Origin of the sequence: Streptomyces spiralis, assembly GCF_014654675.1 — a bacterium.
Taxonomy (GTDB): domain Bacteria; phylum Actinomycetota; class Actinomycetes; order Streptomycetales; family Streptomycetaceae; genus Streptomyces; species Streptomyces spiralis.
This window is the reverse complement of sequence record NZ_BNBC01000030.1, coordinates 94,833-115,248: the sequence shown is the minus strand read 5'-3', so window position 1 is coordinate 115,248 and position 20,416 is coordinate 94,833. Positions and strand designations below refer to the sequence as shown.

At 68.7% G+C, this 20,416-nt stretch carries 14 protein-coding genes and 2 pseudogenes; 11 read left to right on the top strand and 5 right to left on the bottom strand.

Annotated elements, in window-relative coordinates:
- The first annotated feature begins 2 nt into the window (after window positions 1-2).
- The 3 genes from IE318_RS27725 to IE318_RS27715 are packed head-to-tail and all read left to right on the top strand — an operon-like array spanning window position 3 to window position 5,733.
- On the top strand, window positions 3-329 hold the full coding sequence (locus IE318_RS27725) for a hypothetical protein (protein ID WP_189904664.1): 327 nt from the start codon (window positions 3-5) through the stop codon (window positions 327-329).
- Window positions 326-946, top strand: coding sequence for a hypothetical protein (locus IE318_RS27720; RefSeq protein WP_189904662.1), 621 nt, complete (start codon window positions 326-328; stop codon window positions 944-946). The genes IE318_RS27725 and IE318_RS27720 overlap by 4 nt, the downstream gene beginning before the upstream one ends.
- A complete protein-coding gene (locus tag IE318_RS27715) occupies window positions 943-5,733 on the top strand; it encodes a tetratricopeptide repeat protein (RefSeq protein WP_189904660.1) in 4,791 nt (1,596 codons plus the stop codon). The genes IE318_RS27720 and IE318_RS27715 overlap by 4 nt, the downstream gene beginning before the upstream one ends.
- A gap of 563 nt (window positions 5,734-6,296) precedes the next feature.
- On the opposite strand, the gene IE318_RS27710 is transcribed toward IE318_RS27715, so the two are convergent.
- Window positions 6,297-7,487 (bottom strand): hypothetical protein, encoded by a 1,191-nt coding sequence (locus IE318_RS27710; RefSeq protein ID WP_189904657.1) that lies wholly within the window; start codon window positions 7,485-7,487, stop codon window positions 6,297-6,299.
- Between the two features lie 341 nt (window positions 7,488-7,828).
- On the opposite strand from IE318_RS27710, the gene IE318_RS27705 reads away from it, so the two are divergent.
- Window positions 7,829-8,716, top strand: coding sequence for a DUF4231 domain-containing protein (locus tag IE318_RS27705; protein ID WP_189904655.1), 888 nt, complete (start codon window positions 7,829-7,831; stop codon window positions 8,714-8,716).
- Window positions 8,717-8,833: 117 nt separating this feature from the next.
- Here the strand turns inward: IE318_RS27705 and IE318_RS27700 are convergent, their stop codons facing one another.
- Window positions 8,834-12,544, bottom strand: coding sequence for a toll/interleukin-1 receptor domain-containing protein (locus tag IE318_RS27700; RefSeq protein WP_189904653.1), 3,711 nt, complete (start codon window positions 12,542-12,544; stop codon window positions 8,834-8,836).
- 187 nt (window positions 12,545-12,731) lie between these two features.
- Here IE318_RS27700 and IE318_RS45240 point away from each other — a divergent pair.
- Both IE318_RS45240 and IE318_RS45235 read left to right on the top strand, forming a co-directional pair.
- A pseudogene (locus IE318_RS45240) lies at window positions 12,732-12,875 on the top strand (SDR family NAD(P)-dependent oxidoreductase); the annotation flags it as partial.
- Window positions 12,861-13,059, top strand: a pseudogene (locus IE318_RS45235) (LysR family transcriptional regulator); the annotation flags it as partial. The pseudogenes IE318_RS45240 and IE318_RS45235, both read left to right, overlap by 15 nt.
- A 109-nt stretch (window positions 13,060-13,168) precedes the next feature.
- Here the strand turns inward: IE318_RS45235 and IE318_RS27690 are convergent.
- Complete coding sequence (locus IE318_RS27690; protein WP_189904651.1) at window positions 13,169-14,200, bottom strand: alpha/beta fold hydrolase; 1,032 nt, start codon at window positions 14,198-14,200, stop codon at window positions 13,169-13,171.
- An 81-nt stretch (window positions 14,201-14,281) separates the two neighbouring features.
- Entirely contained in the window at window positions 14,282-15,397 is a 1,116-nt protein-coding gene (locus IE318_RS27685) for an alpha/beta hydrolase family protein (protein WP_229903783.1), read from the bottom strand.
- 486 nt (window positions 15,398-15,883) lie between these two features.
- Between IE318_RS27685 and IE318_RS27680 the strand changes: the two genes are divergently transcribed.
- From IE318_RS27680 to IE318_RS27665, 4 genes are all read left to right on the top strand, one after another.
- Window positions 15,884-16,066, top strand: coding sequence for a hypothetical protein (locus tag IE318_RS27680; protein WP_229903782.1), 183 nt, complete (start codon window positions 15,884-15,886; stop codon window positions 16,064-16,066).
- A gap of 301 nt (window positions 16,067-16,367) precedes the next feature.
- Complete coding sequence (locus IE318_RS27675; protein ID WP_229903781.1) at window positions 16,368-16,667, top strand: RlpA-like double-psi beta-barrel domain-containing protein; 300 nt, start codon at window positions 16,368-16,370, stop codon at window positions 16,665-16,667.
- Window positions 16,668-16,679: 12 nt separating this feature from the next.
- Complete coding sequence (locus IE318_RS27670; protein WP_189904648.1) at window positions 16,680-17,288, top strand: cell wall protein; 609 nt, start codon at window positions 16,680-16,682, stop codon at window positions 17,286-17,288.
- A gap of 15 nt (window positions 17,289-17,303) precedes the next feature.
- Entirely contained in the window at window positions 17,304-18,200 is an 897-nt protein-coding gene (locus tag IE318_RS27665) for a MauE/DoxX family redox-associated membrane protein (RefSeq protein WP_189904646.1), read from the top strand.
- A gap of 458 nt (window positions 18,201-18,658) precedes the next feature.
- Here the strand turns inward: IE318_RS27665 and IE318_RS27660 are convergent, their stop codons facing one another.
- The gene (locus IE318_RS27660) at window positions 18,659-19,636 is read right to left on the bottom strand and encodes a GlxA family transcriptional regulator (RefSeq protein WP_229903780.1); all 978 of its coding nucleotides are present in this window, start codon (window positions 19,634-19,636) and stop codon (window positions 18,659-18,661) included.
- Window positions 19,637-19,773: 137 nt separating this feature from the next.
- On the opposite strand from IE318_RS27660, the gene IE318_RS27655 reads away from it, so the two are divergent.
- Window positions 19,774-20,412, top strand: coding sequence for an HD domain-containing protein (locus tag IE318_RS27655; protein ID WP_189904644.1), 639 nt, complete (start codon window positions 19,774-19,776; stop codon window positions 20,410-20,412).
- The last annotated feature ends 4 nt before the right edge of the window (window positions 20,413-20,416 follow it).

The window sequence follows — 20,416 nt, the reverse complement described above, 5'->3', positions numbered from 1 at the left end:
TCATGTCACTCGTACCGTACAAAGAGATCCACCAGAACGAGTACGCGGAGGAAGCGGCACAGCGGTTCACCTTCATCCGACTCGGAAGCGGCACTGCCGAACTTCACGGACCGTGCCCGCGTTGCGGTCACGCCATCCGCGTTCCCGTGGTCGACGGGGTCTACAAGACCTTCTGGCCGCGGCGCCGGAACAGCGCCGGGCCGACTCCGCCCTCTGGAAACGTCCGCACGGAAGACGTCATCTGCACCTGCCAGGAGGAGCATCCCGGGCGGCAGGAAGGCCAGTTCGGTTGCGGCGCCTTCTGGTCCCTGGAGATCACCACGTCATGAGCATCTCCATTCGTCCCGGCCGCCCCATGGACGCGTCCGACGCCGCCCGTGCTCGGGAGCACCAGCAAGCCCTGCGGGCGGAGCTCCCCCTCGTGCGCGAGGCCGCCCACTCCTGGCGGATCGGTCTGGGCGGCCTCCTCCTCGCGCTTGTCGGCTTCAGCCTGATCCGAGGCCCCAGTGAGGTCGACAAGGTTGAGCCGCCCTGGAACGTCGTCATCGGCTGCCTGCTGCTCGTCTCCCTGGCCACCGGCGCTTACGGTGCCTACCGCCTGCTGAGCGCCCACAACGGCAGGCCCCGAACCCGTCCGGTCGACCGCCGGACCTCCGCGTCCACCCAGAATCACCTACTGGCGTTGACGGCCTTGAAGGACCTGCGTCACGGCATCATTGCGACGTTTCTCTGCACAGTGTTCCTGGTGGCCGCCGTGGGCACCACCTGGTACGGGCCGGAGAAGGCGAAGCCGAAGCTGCTGGTGCGCACCACGACAGGCGCCGTGCTGTGCGGTGACGGGGCGACCGGCGACGGACGTCGCCTCACCCTGAAGACCAAGCCGGGGCGGGTCGGTGTCCCGCTCTCGGACGTCCTGGTCGTCGAGACGGTGGAGAAATGCCCGTGAAACCGCGAGCCGATGACCAGGACGACGCGGACGCACACGAGGAGAGGCTCTACTTCGTGGAGAACCCGGACAAGGCCCGGCTGTCGGACCTCGACACCGCGATCGAGTCCAACGAGGCACACCTTCGATGGCTCTACCAGGCCGAGACAGGCAACCTCCGCGCCGCCCGCGGCAAACGGACGGAGAGCCGGGAGGACCTGGTCAAGGCCGTGGAGCTGCTAAGGACGGCGACAGCCGACCCGCAGACCTCACCCGATCTCCGTGGCAAGTTGCTCTTCACCCTCGGCAACCTGCTCAGCAAGGGGGAGCTCGCCGAGTCGTTCGGCAACCTGAGCGAGGGCGTCGACGCCTACCGGCAGGCACTCGAGCTGCTGACCGGCGAGGAGCGCCTCGCCTGCGTATCCAACATGCTGCCGGAGCTGCTGGCCGTCGCAGACCGCTCGGATCGTCCCGAGCCGCGCGAGGAGGCCCGGGCCCTCACCTTCCGGTTTCTGGACGAGGCCGCCACCAATCCCGTCTCGGAGATCAGCGTCTGGCACACGCTGATCGATTGCCTCCACTCACAAGCGGTCCCGACGGACCTGCATCTCGCCCTGATCACCAAGGCGGAGACGCTCGCCCACCGGCCCGCGTCCGACAGCGTCCGCGGGAATCGGTACCACCGGCTGGGGCAACTGTTGAACAACGCCTGGGACCGGACCGGGGACCGAAGCCTGTTGACGCGGTCGATCGAGGCGTACCGCCAGGCTGCCGCGCTGCGCCCCACCGAGGGCACCTCAGTGGCCAACCTGGCACTCGCCCTCAGGGAGGCCGGCGCACTCGACGGGGATCCGAAACTCCTCGAGGAGGCCGTCGGCTTCGGTCTCACAGCTTTGGAGTTCACTCCCAGGGAGTCCGACGATTATGTGTCGATGCGTGGCGATCTGGCCGCCACCCTCATCCACCTGAGCGAATTTCGGGACCAGGAGGACAACCTCCGCGCCGCTCTGGATCAGACCACCGAGGTCGTCGAGCACGGGAGGCGCACAGGGAACTTCGAACTGCTGCGCTCTTTCCTCCCGAACCTGGCGATGGTGCGACTGCGGCTGGGCATGGTGACCGACGACCGGGGCCTGAAGGCCGAGGCCGTTGACGCGTACCGGGAAGCGCTGGCGCTCCCCCTGTCGTCGCGAACTCGCGCCACGCTGCTCGCCGCCCACGGCTCCGCACTGGCCCAGTTGGCCGAACACGACGACCGGCCGGCCGTCAAGCTCCACCAGGCCAATCAGGCCATGGCCGAAGCTCTCTCCCTCCTTCCGGACAACGCACCGCAACTGGGCGGCTTTCTCCACGCCTACGCGCTCAACGTGCTCACGCTGACGATGCTCGACGACAGTGCGGCGGCCCACGACACGGCTCTCGCCGCATGGGAACGCATCCTCGCCCGGGCCACGTCCTGCTCCCTTCCCGAACCGGCCCTCCTGTGCCGGGCACTCCTGGCGATCAACTACTGGGGTCGCTACGACCACGGGACGGATGTGGGGGACCTCGCACGCGCCATCGACCACGGCGAACATGCGCTGCGCGACCGACAGCCGGGCCTGGCGAACGAACGACAGCGGCTCGCCGTTGTCTACGCCGTAACCGAGGCCTATCGTCTACGCGCACTGGTCGGCCACGACCACGCCGACTTCGAACGCGCCCTCTCGCTGGTGACCGAGGCTTTGGAGCGTCCGGACGTCCCCCCGCGCATGCGGCAAAGCTTTCTGACCGTCCGGTCCGCCACCCATCACGATCGCTTCAACATCTTCAGTCGGCCCTCCGATCTCGACGAGGCGCTGAGATACGCCCAGCAGGCGGCCGCCGTTCCCGTCCCGACGGGACCGGAGTCAGCGGCTCGTCTTCAGTTGGCCACCTGCCTCAGCCAGAAGTACCAGCAGAGCGGCGTGGTGGAGCACTTGGATCGGGCACTGGAGATCTGGCGTGCGGCCTGGGCGTCCATCCGCGCGAGGACCGGTGAGGAGGGCGTCGATCCGCCCGCCCGCTACGACGACTCCGGTCTCTCCATCGCCTACAACCTGACGACCGCACTCGCCCAACGCTACAACCTCCACCAGATTCCCTCGGACCTAGACGAGGCGCTGGACACCATGGCGATCGTTCTCCGCCACACGCCCGAGAACCACTCGCTGTGGCCAGACCGGTTGACCGCCGCGGCGAACATGCTCCGTAGCCGCTGCTCACGCGACGATTCGCCCGACGACCTCAGCCAGGCCCTGTCCTACGCGGAACAGGCCGTGACCACCGCGAATCCGGGATCCCACGCCCACTTCAACGCTGTCGCCGCCTTGCTCTCCATCCATGCCGACGGCTGGGACGGCTATGGTGGCGGCGTCTCTGAGGACGACGGCGACACCGAGCCCGACGCCGGGGCGCCCGGCAACGAGCTCCTCGGCGGTCACACCGAGTCGCTCGACCGGGCCATCGAGTTCGGTGTCCGGCAGGCCGAGTCGGAGGATGAGCTCCCCCTCAGGAGCTGGATCCCCCTGACGAACAACACCGCCGTGACGCTCTACAGGCGGTGGCGTGCCTTTGGAGATCACAAGGATCTGGACCGCTCCATCTCCCTCCTCCGACAGGTGCTCCACCGGGCAGGAGTCGAACGCTCCGCGCTGTCGGCCCTGGTGTTGGGAGAGACGCTGCTCCACCACTCACGGACCGACGACACGGTGTGCGCCCTCGATTCGTCGACTTCCGCCCCGGAGGCGCGGCGGGAGGCCGCCGCCGCTTTCCGTTCCCTGGCCACCTGCGTCTCCGCCCCCTCCCGCGCGCGTTTCCAGGCCGCCCGCAGATGGGTCACGGTCACCGGCCGCCCAGACGACGAGACCCTGGCCGCCTGCCGGCAGTTGATGGAGCTGATGCCGCTGGTCGCCTGGGTGGGAGCCCCCCGCACCGTTCGGGAGGCGGTGCTCGAGGACGAGTCGGTCCTGGTGCCCATGGCGGCCCTGGCCGCCCTGGAGGCGGGCCGGCCCGCCGACGCGGTGGAGTTCCTGGAACTGGGGAGAAGTGTCCTCTGGTCCCAGAGCCTCGACCTGCGTACCGACCTCGCCGAGATCGAGGAGGCGGACCCGGAGCTCGCCGCCCGGCTCGCCGAGGTCCGCGAGGCTCTGGACTCCCCCACGGCGGACGGCGAGGCGGCGGACCTTCTGCCGGTGGCCGGACCTTCGGGGCTGGTTCCCCCGGACCCCGTCGACCCTGACTGGAGTGCGGTCATCCAGCAGGCGCAACGGATCTCGGCGAGCGGCGACCGGGACGGCCTGTACGACCTCCTCGGCCCGCTGACCAGCGCCGACGATACCCGCGTCGCCGGTTACGCGGAGTTCGGCCGAGGCCTCGCCCTCATCGACCGCGGGGAACCGGAAGCCGCCCGCGAGGCACTCGTCCGTGCCGCCGAACACGACAGCCCCTTCGCCGCCGCCGCAGCCAACACGCTGGGCGACCTGCTGGTGGCGACCCACGACTACGCGGGCGCCCGGGTTGCCTATAAACGGGCCCGCGACTCGGACGACCAGAAGGAGTCCGTTTCGGCCGCCGCGAGGCTGGGGCGGCTCGACGAGATCGAAGCCGCGGAGACCCGGCTTGCCCCCGGATTGGCCCGCCTCCTGGTTCTCGGTGACGTCCCGGAGCTCCTCGCCATGGCAGGTCACCTGCTACAGCAAGGGCAGATCTCCGAGTGCCGCCTCTTCCTGGAGCGCGCCTTCCCGCGCATCCCGTCCGAGGACCATCCCGCAATGGCCTCGTTCCTGGCTCTCGTCCGCCAGCGGACCGGTGACGTCCCGGGGGCCCGCAGCGCCTGGGAACTCGCTCTCACCGCCGAGGATCCCGAGGCCGCCGCGCACGCCGCCCTGCGTCTCGGTGATCTCCTGACCTGCGAGTACACGCTCGACGAGGCCCGCTCCGCCTATGCCCGCGCCCTGGACTTCCCTGGCATGACCGACGAGGCCCGCGCTTGCCTCGCGGGCCTCTCCGTCCGCTCCCCCAACGAGCCCTCCGGCGCCCAGGAGGCCCCTCTGACGTTCGACTACGGGTACTGGCTGGCCCACCGCCGCCCCATGGAGGAGGCCCTCACCGTCCTGAACCAAGTCGTCGAGGCAGGGTGCGCCGATCCCCGCGCCCACTACTACCTCTACGACGTCACCAGACTTCGCGGAAAGCCCGAGCCGCAGTGGAGCAGGGACCGTCTCCACCGTGTGCTCGCCCTGTCCCCCGGCACCGGTACGCCCTTGGCCCTCATCGCCAGGTCTCGCCTGCGCGACCTCCGCGGAGACCAGGAGGGCGCCATCAGCATCCTCGACGACGCCTACAGCGCCGCCGTCGCCCAGGGCGACGCGGAACTCGCCACCATCGCCGCCCTGACGCAGGCCACACACCACCAACATCACAAGAACTACGACGACGCCCACGACGCCTACCAGCGGGCGATCCGCGCCGGTCACCCCCAGCTCTCCCTCGCCGCCACCTTCTACCTGGCGGTCATGCTCGGCGAGGCCGGCCGTGAGGAGGAGTCCCGCAGCACGTACCGCCACCTCATGACCAGCGGACACCCGGTCCAGGGCGGCATGGCAGCCATGAACCTCGGCATGAGCCTGGGCAGAGCCGATGACATCGACGGCGCCGTCGAGGCCTTCAAGTGGGCCGCCAACGGAGCCTGGGAGGAGTCGGCGGCCCACGCCAGGGACATCCTGGCGAGACTCTCCGCCGACTCCTCCGACGCGCCGGACTCCCTCGACCCGGATGCCGCCGGCTGAGAAGACACAGAGGCACCCCGCTTCGAATAGCGACTCGATTTCGTGAACGGATCGGGTCATCGACAGCCGAGCCGGATGAGCTGTGCAGCGGCGTATTCGTGGCCCTGTTCCTGCCTGCGGATCTTTTGGGCCGCTCGCGAGGAAGCAGGTGAGGAACAACAGACCGTAGGAGCCGCGAACATCGGCTTGGTCGGTCTCGCGGGGCCCGGGACGCCGGTCTCCACAAGAACAACGGCCTGGCTTCCACGCTCAGTGAGGGGCGGCCCACGCCCGCCGTCCGGAGGCCACCACTCGCGGCCACCGCAGCAGGTCGTTGGAGTTTCGTGTTCCCCAGCAGGCGTGCAGGCCGGCCACCTGTAGCAGACGGGGTCAGCGCAGGACCGGAGGTCTCGACGGTCGCCACGGCGTAGTCGCCTATCAGGCTGGCACAGGTCGCCTCGGCTGCCGGAAGCCCGCGCGCCTCGAACGCGTCCACCTGAGCGATGAGTTCGCCGCCAAATTGACGGCCGCGGCCGTCCGCGCTGGACTCGCTGTCCACCACCATGCGAAGGACTCACGAAGCGCTACTGGGCACCTCGCCTCGGCGGCGTGTTCTGGTAGGCCAGCGAAGCCCTCCACATGCGCGCGTCACGGTGATGAAGGAGAAGGGCCCCGACGACCATCACGGCCCCGACGGGGGCGAGCAGCGGGTTGCGGACGAGGGGTTCCGACGCATGGAGCACGAACATTGCGAAACAGTCGACCAGCGTGAGAACAAGGGGCAGCCCGGCGCAGAACAACGTCAGCAGGATGTGGAAACCCCTTGCGCCACGCCATGCGCCCCACAGCATCCCGGCAAGCGGAAGGCCCACGAAGAGGAGGAGCGTCAGGATGTCGCCGCCCGAGGGCGCCGGTGGCACGGCGAGCGCCGCAGCCCATGCGAACGCGAGGAGTGGCACCGCTGTCCTAACCGGCCAGGGACGGGGCAGGCGCGTCGATGGCAGTCCCGGGGGGTTGAGCCCGGCTCGCTGGTACACCGGCCGGATCGCCAGGGGGAAGGCTGACTTCACCCATGCGTGCGGGTCGACGAGCCGACCCGTATCGAACGCGGGATCGTCGTCACTGCCAAGCGGGGTGATGTGCGGTGTCCAGTCGGCGTCGAACCAGACCGCCTCACGTACGAAGGTGGTCGGCGCCTCCCATAGCTTCCTCCAGCTCTCGCCGTCCTCAGAGGTGGGGGGCAGCCCCTTGGGGAAGACGTCCTGCAGGGCGCCCCTGAAGGATTCGTACTGCGCGGCGTCGCGCACACCGATCAGCACCAGTCGCTCCGCATCGCAGCGGGCCACCACCTGCTCCACCTCCCACCTGAGACTGCGTCCCGGACCGCAGACCAGGAGGACGAGGACCGCGCGGTCCAGCGCCGCAAGGACCTGACGCTGCCACTCCAGGTCCGAGGAGTAGTGGCGTCCCGCACCGACCTGCGGCAGCCGGTCGCCCGGTCGTCCCAGCGCCACCATGGTGCCGAAGGGTGCGACAGCCTTGCGTAGTTGTTCCTCCTCGGTGTCGGTGTCCGCGCCCCAGGGTCCGTACTTCATCGAGCCGGTCTGGATCGACGCCATGCCCTCGTCGTCGGCGAACGACCGCAGGAGCAGGACGACGGGCTGGTCATGAGGAAGGCGGTCGAAGGACTCGAGCACCTCTGCCCGGTGCCGGCCTCCTTCGCGCAGGGCCCATCGCCCTCTGGACAACATCACTGTCATTACGATGAGTTCCACGCCTGTTCTCACCCAGTGCGAGCCGGTGTTCCATTGGTGCATGAGACGGTAGGAATCCGCCCCGCAAGCCACCGCGACGCTCATCATGAGGGTGCCGAGGGCTTGTAGGCACAGCCCCCAGGATGGTGACTGACGGAACTCAGACCGGGGGCGGAGAGGTCGGGTGCGGTTGGAAGCTGTTCTCGGATCGCTCGCTGAGGTTGGTTCCGTCGGTGTGCTCGGTGCACCGGGCGTACTGAAATGTCCGTCGTCCAACGGCTCGTGGTCCTCCTGCATCCCGCTCCCCCATCCCCGACCGCTGACGCCTGACACGTCGACATCAGGCTGGCACAATCGTCCGCATGGGGGAATCAATCGATCTGGCCGTTCGCCGTGTCTGGGACTTGCAGAGCGCGTGGTCCCAGGCCGCCGACGCCGTGAAGCAGCAACTGGGCATAGCGCGTGCCGTCGGGCTGGTCTTGGGTATCGCAGCCGCCTCACTCTCCACCCTCGGGGCGCAGGTCATGGGCTGGCAGTCGGCCCTGGGCCGGGCGCTAGTCCTGATCGCCGCCGTCTGCGCCGGGCTCGTGCCCCTGGCTGTCGGCCGCTCGGGTATGCCCGCACTGCGGGACTGGACTCGGTTGCGTTCGGTGAGCGAGGCACTCAAGAGCGAGGTCTTCATTTGTCTGGCAGGAGTCGGTGGCTATCGCGGGCAGGACGCCGCCTCCCGACTGCTGGACCGGGCCGGTCGTGTGGTGGCCGACGCGGGTGACCTTGCATACCGGATTAGAGGACTCACCCCGAAGCAGCGTTCGGTGCCGGACGTCGTGGACGTGGACTCCTACGTGGCGGTACGCCTCGTCGGACAGGTCAACGGATACTACCGGCCGCGTGCCGTCTTGATGAGTCGTCGTTGTGCCGTCGTGCGGCGCTGCGAAATGGGACTGGCCGGCCTTGCAGCCGTCCTCGGCGCAGCAGCGTCCGTCTTCGGCACGAACGGCGCCGCTGTGTGGGTGGCGACCGTCACCACCGTCACGGCGACCGTCACCGCGCATGCCGCCGCGGCCCGCTACGTCTACCAGGAACTGGAGTTCTCACGGACCGCAGCCGAACTGGAAGACATGCTGGCCCGCCGGGAAGCTCTGACGGCGCCCGGCGACACGCGGGACGACGACGACTTCGTCGAGCGCTGCGAATTGGTGATCTCCGCCCAGAACGAGGCATGGATGGCCAGATGGACCGCCGACTGACGCCGGCGTGACAGTTGCGGCCGACGAGTTCGGCGACCACGACGGATCGTGCCGGGCCCGCCTGTCCTGGTACTTCCCCGGGCTTACTCCCCGAACTTCTCCGAGAGCCGTCATCGATCAACATGCGCGGGTGTAGTGCTGGTCGGTGACCGCGCTTCGCCATTCCTGGCGCAGGAGCGGACGCCCCGCGACGGAGCACAGAGTGTCCCGCCACGTCCGTGGGTCGACCACCACCGACACGACGGCTCCGGGAGCCAACCACACCGCTCGCCTCCCGTCAGCGGTCACCTCGGCAACGGTTCCGGTCCTTGTACGCATCGGCACCGGCCCTGTACTGGCCCGGTGGACGAGGTCCCACAGCACGACAGCACCTCCATCGGAGCCGGAATCCAGGGTGATGACCGCCGCTCCGTCGGCGTTCGAGAGCCGTACGGCACGGATGGTGGACCCGGTGTCGATGTCCGCTCCGAGCTTGTGACCGGTTTCGGCCTCGAAGAGCAACAGGGACTGACGGGACGTGGAGGCGGCCGCGAGTGTGCGACCGTCCCGGCTGAACGCCACAGTATGGGCGGCGCCCTGGTAGGACAGGACCGATCGGCCGGTGGTGGTGTTCCACTCGCTCAGCACGTTCTGGCTGTCCACCGCTGCCAGCCAGCGGCCATCAGGGCTCAGCGCCATCGCTCTCACATAGCCCAGGCGATAACTCCGAATGAAAAGATCACGGCCGACATCCCATACGGTGATGAGGCCATCCTGGTTGATCGCCAGGTAGAGTCGCTGGCCGTCGGGGGAGAGCGCTAGGCCGGTCGTCTCCTGGGGCGGAGTGTTGGGACTGTAGCTCTCGATCTGGGCGACCCTGGTCCGCGTGGGCAGGGCGAACACCTCGACGATCGTGGTCAGGACCCGTTCCCCGCTCCTGGGAGTGGGCAGGGGGACCGTCTCGCTCACCGCGAGGCGAGTGCCGTTCCCGCTGTAGGCGATCCCGTTGCCGGAGCCCTTGAGCCGGATGGTCTCGCGGAGCCGTCCGGTGGAAGTGTCGAAGAACTGCACCTCGTGTCCGCTGACCCCCGTGATCACGGAGCCGTCCGGGCTGACGGCGGACCAGTGGGGGGCTGCGGCATCCCGTTCCCTGATGGGGAGTTCGGAGACGAGGCGGCCGGTGGGGCCCCGGTCCCAGGCGATCACGCCTGTTCGGGTGACGGAGGCCGCCGTGTGGCCGTCCGGGCTGAAGACGACCTGCGGGTGCGGCGGTCGGGTGTCGGAGACGTCCCAGACCTCGGTGTTCCGTCCCCCGCCGGTGCCGAGTCGCATGCCGTAGGTGACGGGCAGGTTCACCAGCGCAACGACCTGCTCGTCACTCTCCGGCCCGGTGATCTCCTTGAGCCGGTCGGGGCTGACGTCCCCCAGCTTCCTGCGGTGCAACAGGTCCCACACGTCGAACCGCTTCTCGCTGGGGTCCGACAACAGAGCGCGGCGGCCGTCGTCGGAGACGTACTGGACACTCATGCCCCGCTCGGGGGTCCACGGTCTTCCCCTGCCGACCGCGGGCAGCACCTCCGCCTGGTTGTCGCCGGTGTCGATCACAGCCTCGTCGGACACTGTCCATCCCAGGAGTCTGGCGACGCCATTGTCCTTCAGATCGATGTGGAGGCTCTTCGCCGAGGAGCCGGTGAGGACGTCGCGGAGCAGACCCTCCGCGCCGGACTGGCACCACAGCCATCTGCCCGAGGGGCTCAGGTCGCTGTACTCGCAGGACGCGTCACTTCGGGCAATGAGCCGCCGTTCCGGGACGCTCCACGTCAGCGCCCTCTGAAGTGAGGTCGACACGACGAGTATCCGCCCGTCGGGGCTCAGCCCACCGCTCCAGCCGAACGGCGTACCGTTCTCCCCGACGCCGAAGGATGCGACAGTGTGCATGGTGCCGGTGTCGGTCACGGTGACGTGTGTGCCGTCCAGCAACGCGACCATACGGCCGTCTGCGGTGAGACCTCGCCGCCCGGGCAACCGGCCCCGGAGGGTGCCGCGCAGCGTCCACCTCTTGACATCCCATATCTGAGTGGTGCCGTCCGCGCGTGCCACCGCAAGAGTCGAGCCGTCCGCGCTGAACGTCGGCTGACCCGGGCCGTCCGTGCCGGAGGCCGCCGTGCTGGGGCCGGACAGGAGCCTGACCGCGTGGTTGAACAGCGTCAGCCGGTCCACCATCGCGCTGCGCGCCTCGGCCGTGTCGGCTTCGTCGTAGGCTGCCGCCGCGAGCAGCGACGAGGTGTCCAGGCGGCCACCCGCCCCGCTTCGGGAAGCGGTGGCGAGCTGACGGGACAGGGACTGGCGCCGGTCCGCTTCTGCTCCGGACTGGGCGGACACCACGAGCGAGAACAGGCTTGTGATCGTGACCAGGACCGCGATGGCGCCGGCGAGGAAACGGCTTCTCCGGCGTCGAAGGGTCAAGCGACTGGTGTCCACGAACTCGTGCTGCTCGTCCGTGAGTCCGGCCATGAAGGCGGGCGAGGCAGGTACGTTGTCACGTAACCACTCTGCCGCCCACAGCTCGTCCTCCCGGAGGAGGAAGTCGTCGCTGCGGCCGCTCTCCCGCCATTCGTGGGCCTGCAGCCCCAACCGGGTATGGCCGGCCACCCACCGGTGCTCCTGGGCGGCGAAGGCGGCGATCTGCTCCACGCCCGGCCCGCTGCGGTCGGACCGGGACATGTCCAGACGTTGGAAAGCGGTCAGTTCCCCCCAGCCGGCTTCGCGCAGGGCCGCGCCGGTGCCTGACGCCAGCGCCGGGTCGATGACAATCGGGAGGATGCGTTTACGCTGCTCGATGGCCTGTCGGCACTCGTCCCAACAGTACGGAGAGCTCAGGGCGTTCCGGCTGAGCAGCACCACCAGTGCGTCCGATGCGCGAATGCCATCGGCTATGGACTGGCGCCATTTCGCGGAGGGCTTGATCGCCTGCCAGTCGACCCACACCTCTCGCACCCGGCCCTGGAGTGCAGTGGTGAGGGTCCGGGCGAAGTCGGTGTCTCTGCGCGAGTAACTGAGGAAGATCCTCCCACCGGCCCCGCCCGTCGCGTCGGCGAAGGGATTGCGCGCGGCACCTACGCGTTCCGCGGCCTGTCGCGCGGCCATGGTGACGAGTCCGCAGACAAAACCGGCCCCGGCGGGCAACAGCGGCCAGTAGGACCGCTCGAAAGAGGGACCGAACAAACTGGTGCCGATCTGCCCGTCCAGCCAGGCAAGCACCCACGTCACCGAGCGCCAGCGAGGCCCAGGTGTCACATCGCCTTCGGTGACCGGCAGCACGACGAGCCGGATGATCCAAGCCGCCGCGCCCATGCCGACGGCTCCGCCCGCGGCACTCAGCAGCATGAGCCGCTCCGGGGCCGCGACCTTCCGCCGTTCGGCCCCTTCCCGCCCGGGTGCGGCCGTGACGCCGGAAGCGGTGAGCCAGCTCACTGCCGTCGCTGCGCTGAACAGGGCACACGCCCACGTCGATGCCTGCCCCAGGCTCGGGATCAGCCGGGTGCCGAGCGCAGCCAGCGCGCTCAGGAGCACAGCCGGCAGCCAGGCCCCCTGGGCGGCGAGCCGTCTCCACGACCAGTCGAACGTGAGGTCCTTCAATCCGCGTCCGCGCCACATGAGGCCGTAGCCGATGGGGCCCTGGCCGAAGACGAGAACCGGTAGCACAATCGCTGTCAGGGAGACGAACGGCCCGAAGAACGGGTAGAAGACGGCCCACGCCGCCAAGGAATATGCCGACTTCCGGCTCACCCGCAGGCACCGTGCCACCTGCAGCGGTTTCATGTCCTGCTCGTACAGCTCGGCAGTCACGACGACGGCCGAACTCCGACTCCTGACGGGGTATCAAAAGCGTCCCACTTGGTGATCTTCGTCTGACTCTGGCCTTGGCGATCAATGTCTGCCAGAGGAGCGCCGGGTCACGATGTGCCAGCCGGGTCGTCAGTTGCATTGACACGCCACTTGCAGGTCAGCGCGGGATGAAGCAGCACGGCGGCGGGCGAACGTCAACGTCGCCTCCAATGGCGGCCTGGAGGCGATCCCCGGCGCCCCGACGTATGTGGCCGGCAAGCACGGCGTTGTCGGCTTGTCCAAGGTGGCCGCCGTTCACTACGAGCCGGATCGCATCCAAGTCAACGCGCTGGAGCGCGACCTCCGGGTGCGCCTGTTCGACCGGGACCGCCGCTCCTCTCCCTCACACCGGCCGGTGCGGCGCTCCTCCCCCACGTCCGCGCCCTCCTGGACAGTGCCGACGATCTCGGCAACCGCGCGGCGAGGAGCGCGGGCACACGGAGCCGGTCCGCCTCGGCTATGTGAGTTGGCTGCCGACCCGCGATCGCGTGCCGTGACCGAGCCCCCATTGGGCCGCAGGCTACGCCGTGCGCTGACGGCGGCTGGTGACGGCCGAGGCTCCGGTCGTCACCAGCCGCACCGTTTTCACACCGTCATGACGTCCAGGAGCTCCGCGATGAACTCGTCGGGACGCTCCAAGTGAACCGCGTGCCCGGCCCCGGGGACGGCGACCTCGCGTACCGAACCGCCCTCCTCCGCATAACGGTTCAGGACATGTCTGGTCTGCGCCACCATCGGCTGGGCCGGGGTTCCGTCCCAGTCCGGAACCGCGCCGATGGCACCCAGGTGTGCCAGGTCGAACATCGAGGTGTCCGAGACGATGACGTCGTCCTCGCCCCGGAACCACAGCACCGGCGGTTTCGGCTCGACCAGATGCACATCGTCGACGCGGAAGTGCACCGGGGACATGGAGTTGAGGACCCCTCGCTTGCCGGGCGCGACGCCGGGCCATGCAGACGAGAGCACGCTGTCGCCTGGGTAATGGTCATCGCCGGTCCGCGTGGTGAGCATCGCCTCGACGTACGCGACCTCGTGCTCGGGCCGCCACGGCGCCTTGCCGTAGCAGTTCGCCAGGACACTGCGCGGTGAGACCGCAGAGTCCTCGCTGCGATCGCCTTCGGCAATCCTGGCCACGAACTCACGATTGGCCGTGCCCCCGCCCGAACCCGCACCATCCGGAGAGTTGAGGGTTCCTTCCACCCCGTGGGTGCCGCCGTATCCGTACGGGGAGACCGGGTTGATCAGCGTCATGGACCGCACTGCGGCCGGGTGGTCACGCAGGTACTGCATGGCCACGCCACCGCCCATGGACCACCCCACCAGATGGGCACGCTCGATGCCGAGAGCGCGCAGCAGGGCCGCGACGTCGTCGACATGGTCGCGCAGGCCGCGTGTGGCGTCGATCGGCAGCGGGTCGGTGCCTCCGAAGCCCCTCAGATCCGGCGCGACGGGGCGATAACGGTCCGGAAGTCGGGTGAGCGTGGTGTGCCAGAAGGCGGAGGAGGAGACGTTGCCGTGCAGGAAGACGACTGGTTCCCCCTTGTCTCGGACGTCTGTGATCTGCACGGCCAGCCGCTCCGTAGGCACACGGCGGGTGCGGATTCTGTGCTCAGGCATGTGTTCTCTGTCTCGTCTCGTCACATGTGGCTCTGTAAAGGGGCGGGCGCCCAGTGTCCAGTCACGCGGTAGGGGTCGTTATCAGGACAGCCAAGCGGCGATCTGGGCATCGGCCGCGGAGTTCCAGCCCAGTTCGAGATGGTTGGCGCCCGTGATGGTGGCCTGGCCTCCGACGGTGGGGATGCCGGTGGTGTCGAGGGCGCTGGCGACGAAGACGACGCCGTCGCTGGGGCCCCGGTTCTCGTTGAAGATGCCGAGGACATCCGGTGATCCACCGGCCAGGAGGTAGGTGGTCACCGAGGCCGGAACTCCAGCGTCGTGCAACGGCTTGATGAGCGAGCCCGCGTCGATCGCGGCTTGGATGCCACTGCCGGCGGTGTAGAAGCCCTGCCCGCCGTAGTACGTCGTGTACCAGTCCTGCGCGCTGCCGTCGACACCGTACACCCCGTCCCAACGGGACAGCATTTGGCGCTGTCCCGGGTAGTTGTCGTAGCCGCCGGAGGGAGTCATGGAGAACTCCGGGTGCGCTGTGTACTGCCCGTAGCACGTCATGTGCGAGTGCGGGGAGGGGGCATTGACCTTGCCGCCGCACTCGGGCCAGATCGAGAAGTCGTGCGCCCAGCCGTGCGCGTAGGGGTAGTCGTAGCCACCGTTGGGGCCGCCGACGGTCACCAACTTGCGCACATCACCGGCGTACGAGCGCCCCCAACTGGGTTTCACCGAGGACACGTACGCCCGCGCAGACATCTCACCCTTGCTCCAACCGACCAGGTCGACGGTGCTGACGCCGAGCTTCGCCTTGATGACGGAGATCGCGTCACCGACGATCTGCGCCTGCATGAGGTTGTCACCCTGCTTGTGCGCGAAGCCGACGGCGAAGACACGGTAGCCGCGCGTGACCAGGTACTGCATCAGTCCCATGGACGGACAGGTTGCGGCGCCGCAGCCATAGCCGCCCGCCTCGCCAGGATTGGCCCACGCTCGGTCGGCGGTGTCGTTCGCACCGTGGACGAGAAGGACCGGGGTGGGTCGAGAGCCGCTGTCCCAGCCGGGTGCCGAGTAGAGCAGAAAGCGGTCCGACGACGGCCGGGAGATGCCACCGAAGTACGTGACGCGCTTCCCGTCCTGGTCGCCACGGCCGTCCGCGGGGAAGCCCTCGGCGTGGAATCCCGAGGTGGTGTCGCGGTAACGCTCCACTCGCTCCCAACCATTGGTGACGACGTCTGTCCCGTAGCTCGCCTCTTGGGTGAGGTACACGGGCAACGACGCCGCAGAGGCGGTCCCTGCGGTCGTGGAGAGCTCGAGAGCAACTGCCAGCAAGAGGACGAGCAGTAAGTGCCATAGTCGCGCTCGGCTTTGGCCGTTGTGGCTGAACTCCATGTCGAATCCCCTGTCCATGGTGAAGATGGCCTGCCTGCGGAAGCGGACAGAGTAGAAGCGCGGCCGTACGCAAGGTATGTGTGCGGCCTCCATAAGAGGCGCGGCTCCTGTGTCCTGCGCGGTCCGACCCTCGAAGGACCGGACCGGGCCTTCGAACCGGATGCCCCGCGCAGCAGCCGTTCGCAAGATCCGTCCGCGAGCGTCAGGTGTGATGTGCCGCGGCCCTGTTCAGCGCCTTCCACCGCAACGGCTTCGGGCAGACCGAGCCGACCTCATTCTGCTCACCCAACTTCGCCTACCTCATTGGCGTACGACGCCAAGGACGCCCTGGCCGCCTTGCCGGACGCCGGGGCGGTCACGGTCCTGCTCGACGGCCACCACGACTCCGACCTGATCAATCGCGGCCTGGCCGCCGACGCCGGCCACCGCAGCACATTCGGAGACGAGGCCGGGTCCGGCCTTCGATCTCCCGTCCGCCCCACATGACGCATTCACCCGAACACACCCCCTGGCCAACGCGCGTAGAAGCGAGCATCATGGCATGCGCCAACGCACGATCCCGCACGGTGATTTCCTCGTCAAATTGTCATGCACTGGTCATATTGGCCGATCTCCGGCCCTCTGACGGTGCGATGAACTCCCCGTCCGACGAAGGGACACAGCAATGGCTTGCGGATCAACCTCTCTATGGGCAGGCGAAGCCTCCTGGTTCTGCTGCGGCGGCTCCTGGGGCCCCTGCGGCAGCGCCGGAACCGGCGCCTGTGGCACCTGCCAGTCCAGCAGAAACATGGCCGCCTGGCCCAATCTGTCCTCGGCCTGCTGGAACGTCACCAACCCGGCAGCATGCGGCGAGAACATGCCCAGACGCGGCTGCGGCTCGGTCATGAACATCAAGCACCAGTGCTCCGGCGCCACCGTCTGCGTCACGCTCGCCGACTGCGGGCCCAACACCCAGCTTTGGTGCAGCGAGAAGACCTGCTGCAACGGCGTGTGCCGGACCCACCGGGTCGTCGACCTGACCCCTGCGGCCTACTCGGCCATCGGCAGCCTCAGCTCCGGTCTGCTTCCCGTCTACATCTACGAGTGAGGAGGAACCGCCATGACCGCACGCAACGGCGTCAACCGCCGCCGTCTCCTGACCAGCGCCGCGCTCGGCGGGGCCACCATCGTGGGCGCCTCCGCACTCGGCGGCCTGGACGCGGACTCCGCCTTCGCCGCCCCGATGCCCTCCCTGGACCCCGCGGTGTCCCAGTCGTCGTTCGTGGACGGCCGCGTCAGCCGGATCAAGGGCAGCGTCCTCGACGTCGTCGAGGCCGACGGCACGCACAGGCTCATCCAGCTCACCAACGCCACCAGCGTCTGGAAACTGGAAACGGTCACCGCCGAGGCCATCGAGGTCGGCGACGGACTGTACGCACGGGGCGTCGAAATGCCGGACGGCAGCGTAGCCGCCGACGCCGTCTGGGTGAACATCGTCAATCTCTATGTCACCGTCCGCGGCATCGAGCGCTCCCGGCTGCACCTGAGCCACGACAGCCATGCCCTGGTCGGCAACATCGTGGAGAAGAGGACCACCGCGTCCTTCCGTGGCGGCGCCCTCACCTCCGACCTCTCGCAACTGCGGATCGGGCACCACGCCCAGGTGCTCGGTGCCTGGCGGCCGGCGGACGACAGTGTGGACATCGCCCGCATCAGCGTCGGGCACTGAGGCAGGGGGTATGTGATGGCATCGCTCGCCATGAACCTCGCGACGCTGCTGCTCGGTGTCCTGCTCGCCGGCACCGGGGCAAGCAAGGCGTTCGGCCGACAGGTCGCGGGCCAGGCGGCCGGCACCGTGCTGGTCCGCGTCCTGAACGACGGCCGCCGTGCCACGCTCGTGCTGCGGGCCACCGGCGCCGTGGAACTGGCGGTCGCCGCAGGCCTGTTGGCCGTGCCGACGACCGTGGTCCCCGGGGTGGCGGCGACCGTCCTGGGCGTCGGCTTCCTCGCCTACCTCGGGTACGCCCGGGTGACCGCCCCGGAGTCGTCCTGCGGATGCACCGCCCGGAACAACGGCCCGATCACCTGGCGGGCCTTCGTCCGCGCGGGCCTGGTCGTGGTGGGCGGCGCCGCGGCCGCCGGCGCCCGGACGGTCTGGTGGACCGAGGCCGTCCGCAATCCGGTGGAGTCGGTCGCGTTCCTTGCCGTCTCCACGGCCGTCCTGGTCGTGATCTCCAGCGACCTCGACGACCTGTGGCTTGTTCCGCTGCGCAGGACACGACTGAAGGTCCTCGGGCACCCGCTCGTCCGTGGCCGGAACGACGAAGTGCCCGTGGCAGCCTCCGTCGAACTGCTGGAGCGTTCACTGGCGTGGGTGGCCGCCGCACCCGTCGTCCGCTCCGGGCTGATCGACCACTGGGAGGCCGACGGCTGGCGCTTCCTGCAGTTCGCTGGGGTCCACGACCCGGGCGGCGCGGCGCGCCCGGTCACTGTGATCTTCGCGGTGGACCCGCGCGAGACAAGGGACACCACCGGCAACCCGGCGGTCCGGGTCACGCTGATCGACGACCGGACCGACGAACCGTTGGAGGTGGACCTGCTCAGCGGTTTCCCGCGGCGCGCTTCCCTGCCCATGGCCTGACGGGCGGTCCGGCAAGGGGGCGTGGCGACACTGCCGAGGGGTCGTCCGGGCGCGGACCGGGCGGCCCCCGGTGTGTGCGGGGACGGCGAGCAGGCCGCGGTGTGGGCGCATGGCGACGGTGCGGCCTGCCCCACCAGGGGAAGGTCACCGTGGCGGTGGGGTCGATGGTCCAGCCGTCCGGGGCGGATCCGCCTGGCACGGTCGCCCTGGTCCCCGGTCCCCCGTCACCTTGGCTCCTTCGGTGAACCACACACCGATGGGCCCTGGGACGGGTGCCACGCCCCGGGCACGATCCGCTCGGACGGCTCGGAACCCGGCCGCGAGCTGCGTCCCCCACGGGGTCCGTACGAAGGGAGCTCGTGCTTTCGGTCGCGGCCGGCACGGCAGCGGCCGGCGGGGAAGCTCTGTCGGCCGGCGGTCGTAGGGCAGCGCGGCACAGTTGAACGCTGAACTTTGCCTTACTGCTGCCCCTCGTTCGCGCGGCGCGCTGTGCTGAACCGGCGCTGATAGGCGGCGGGACTGATCGACATTTCTCGCGCGAAGACGCGCCGCATGCTCTCGTAATTCGGAAATCCGGCAAGGGATGCGGTCTGCGTTGCGGTATGCCCTTGGTCGAGCAGAGCTTTTGCCATGTCGAACCGGATCATCTCCACATACCGGGCCGGCGTGGTGGAGAGCTCGTTGTGAAAGAGTCGCGTGAGATGCCGAGGGCTCACATTGAGGTGCTTGGCGAGTTCGCCGAGTGAGTGGTTTCCGCCGGGATTCGCCGTGATCAAGTCGGTGATTCTACGGAGGGACGGAGATCGGGGCGGCGGTCCTTGCAATGGGGCGGAGAACTGTGACTGGCCGCCCGAGCGCTGCAAATAGACCACCAGGGCGCGAGCGACGTCGCGAGTCAGGTCAGGGCCGTGATCCTCCTCGATGAGTGCCAAGGCCAGGTCGATGCCGGCGGTCACGCCCGCCGAGGTGTAGGTGGTGCCGTCACGGACGTAGATCGCGTCGGGTTCGACGCGGCTCGCCGGGCAGCGGGCGGCGAGCTCGTGCGCGACCTTCCAGTGTGTGGTCGCACGCTTGCCGTCCAGGAGGCCGGCGGCGCCGAGGATGAATGCTCCGGTGCAGATGGACGCGACCCGGTCGGCCCCGCCCGCCAGCGTTCGCGCGGCCTCGAACAGATCACGGGGTACAGGTGTGCGCGGGTAGAGGTCTGCGCCGGCCACCAGGAACGTGTCGGGAGCAGGCTCCGTGGCGGCGGTGTCGACCGCGATCCGGATCCCGACGGAGGAGGTGACGTCGGCGCCGGTCGGTGACACCAGAAGGATCTTGTAGTCGGCACCGAGCCGGTTCGCTTCCGCGAATGCCTCGGCGGGGCCGGCGACGTCCAGCAGTTTGACCCCGTCATAGACGAGGATCGCGACCTGATGCGTGGCGGAGGCCACACCTCCGCCGGCCGCCTGTCCGGATTCGAGTGACTCATGACCGGACCGAGGCGGCGCCGGAGGCTGGGTAGTCGGCAGTGTGGGGGACGGACGCACCGTCCATTCGTAGCACACCGATATCGGAAGGAGCAGGGGTCATGAGCGAGATCATCGCGGGGGTGGAGATTCCCGAAACGGCGGCGGTCGCCGAAGCCACCCGCCTTATGCAGAAGATGACCAGCCCCCTCATCTACCATCACTCCCGTCGCGTTTTCGTCTTCGGCGTCATTCATGCTCGCAGGCTCGGCCTGGAGCCCGACCCCGAGCTTCTCTATCTGTCCGCCATGTTTCACGACACCGGCCTCATGACGCCTTTTTCCGACGCGGAGCAGCGCTTCGAGGTCGACGGAGCCGACCACGCACGTAAGTTCATGCTCGATCACGGATTCCCGGCCACGGCTGCCGATGTGGTGTGGACGGCGATCGCGCTGCACACGACCCCGGGCATTCCCCACCGGATGGGCCCGGAGATCGCCATCACGAATTTCGGTGTTCTGACCGACGTGCTTGGCGTGGGTCTGGACGAGCTGGATCGCGAGCAGGTGGACGAGATCATCGCCGCGCATCCGCGGGGCGACTTCAAGAACGAGTTTCTGCAGGCCTACGTCGACGGACTCAGGCACCGCCCGGAGACCACCAACGGAACCGTGAATTCGGATGTGCTGGAGCACTTCGTTCCCGGCTTCCGTCGCGTAACCACGGTCGAGCGCATGCTCGGCGCTCCCTGGCCGAGCTGATCAG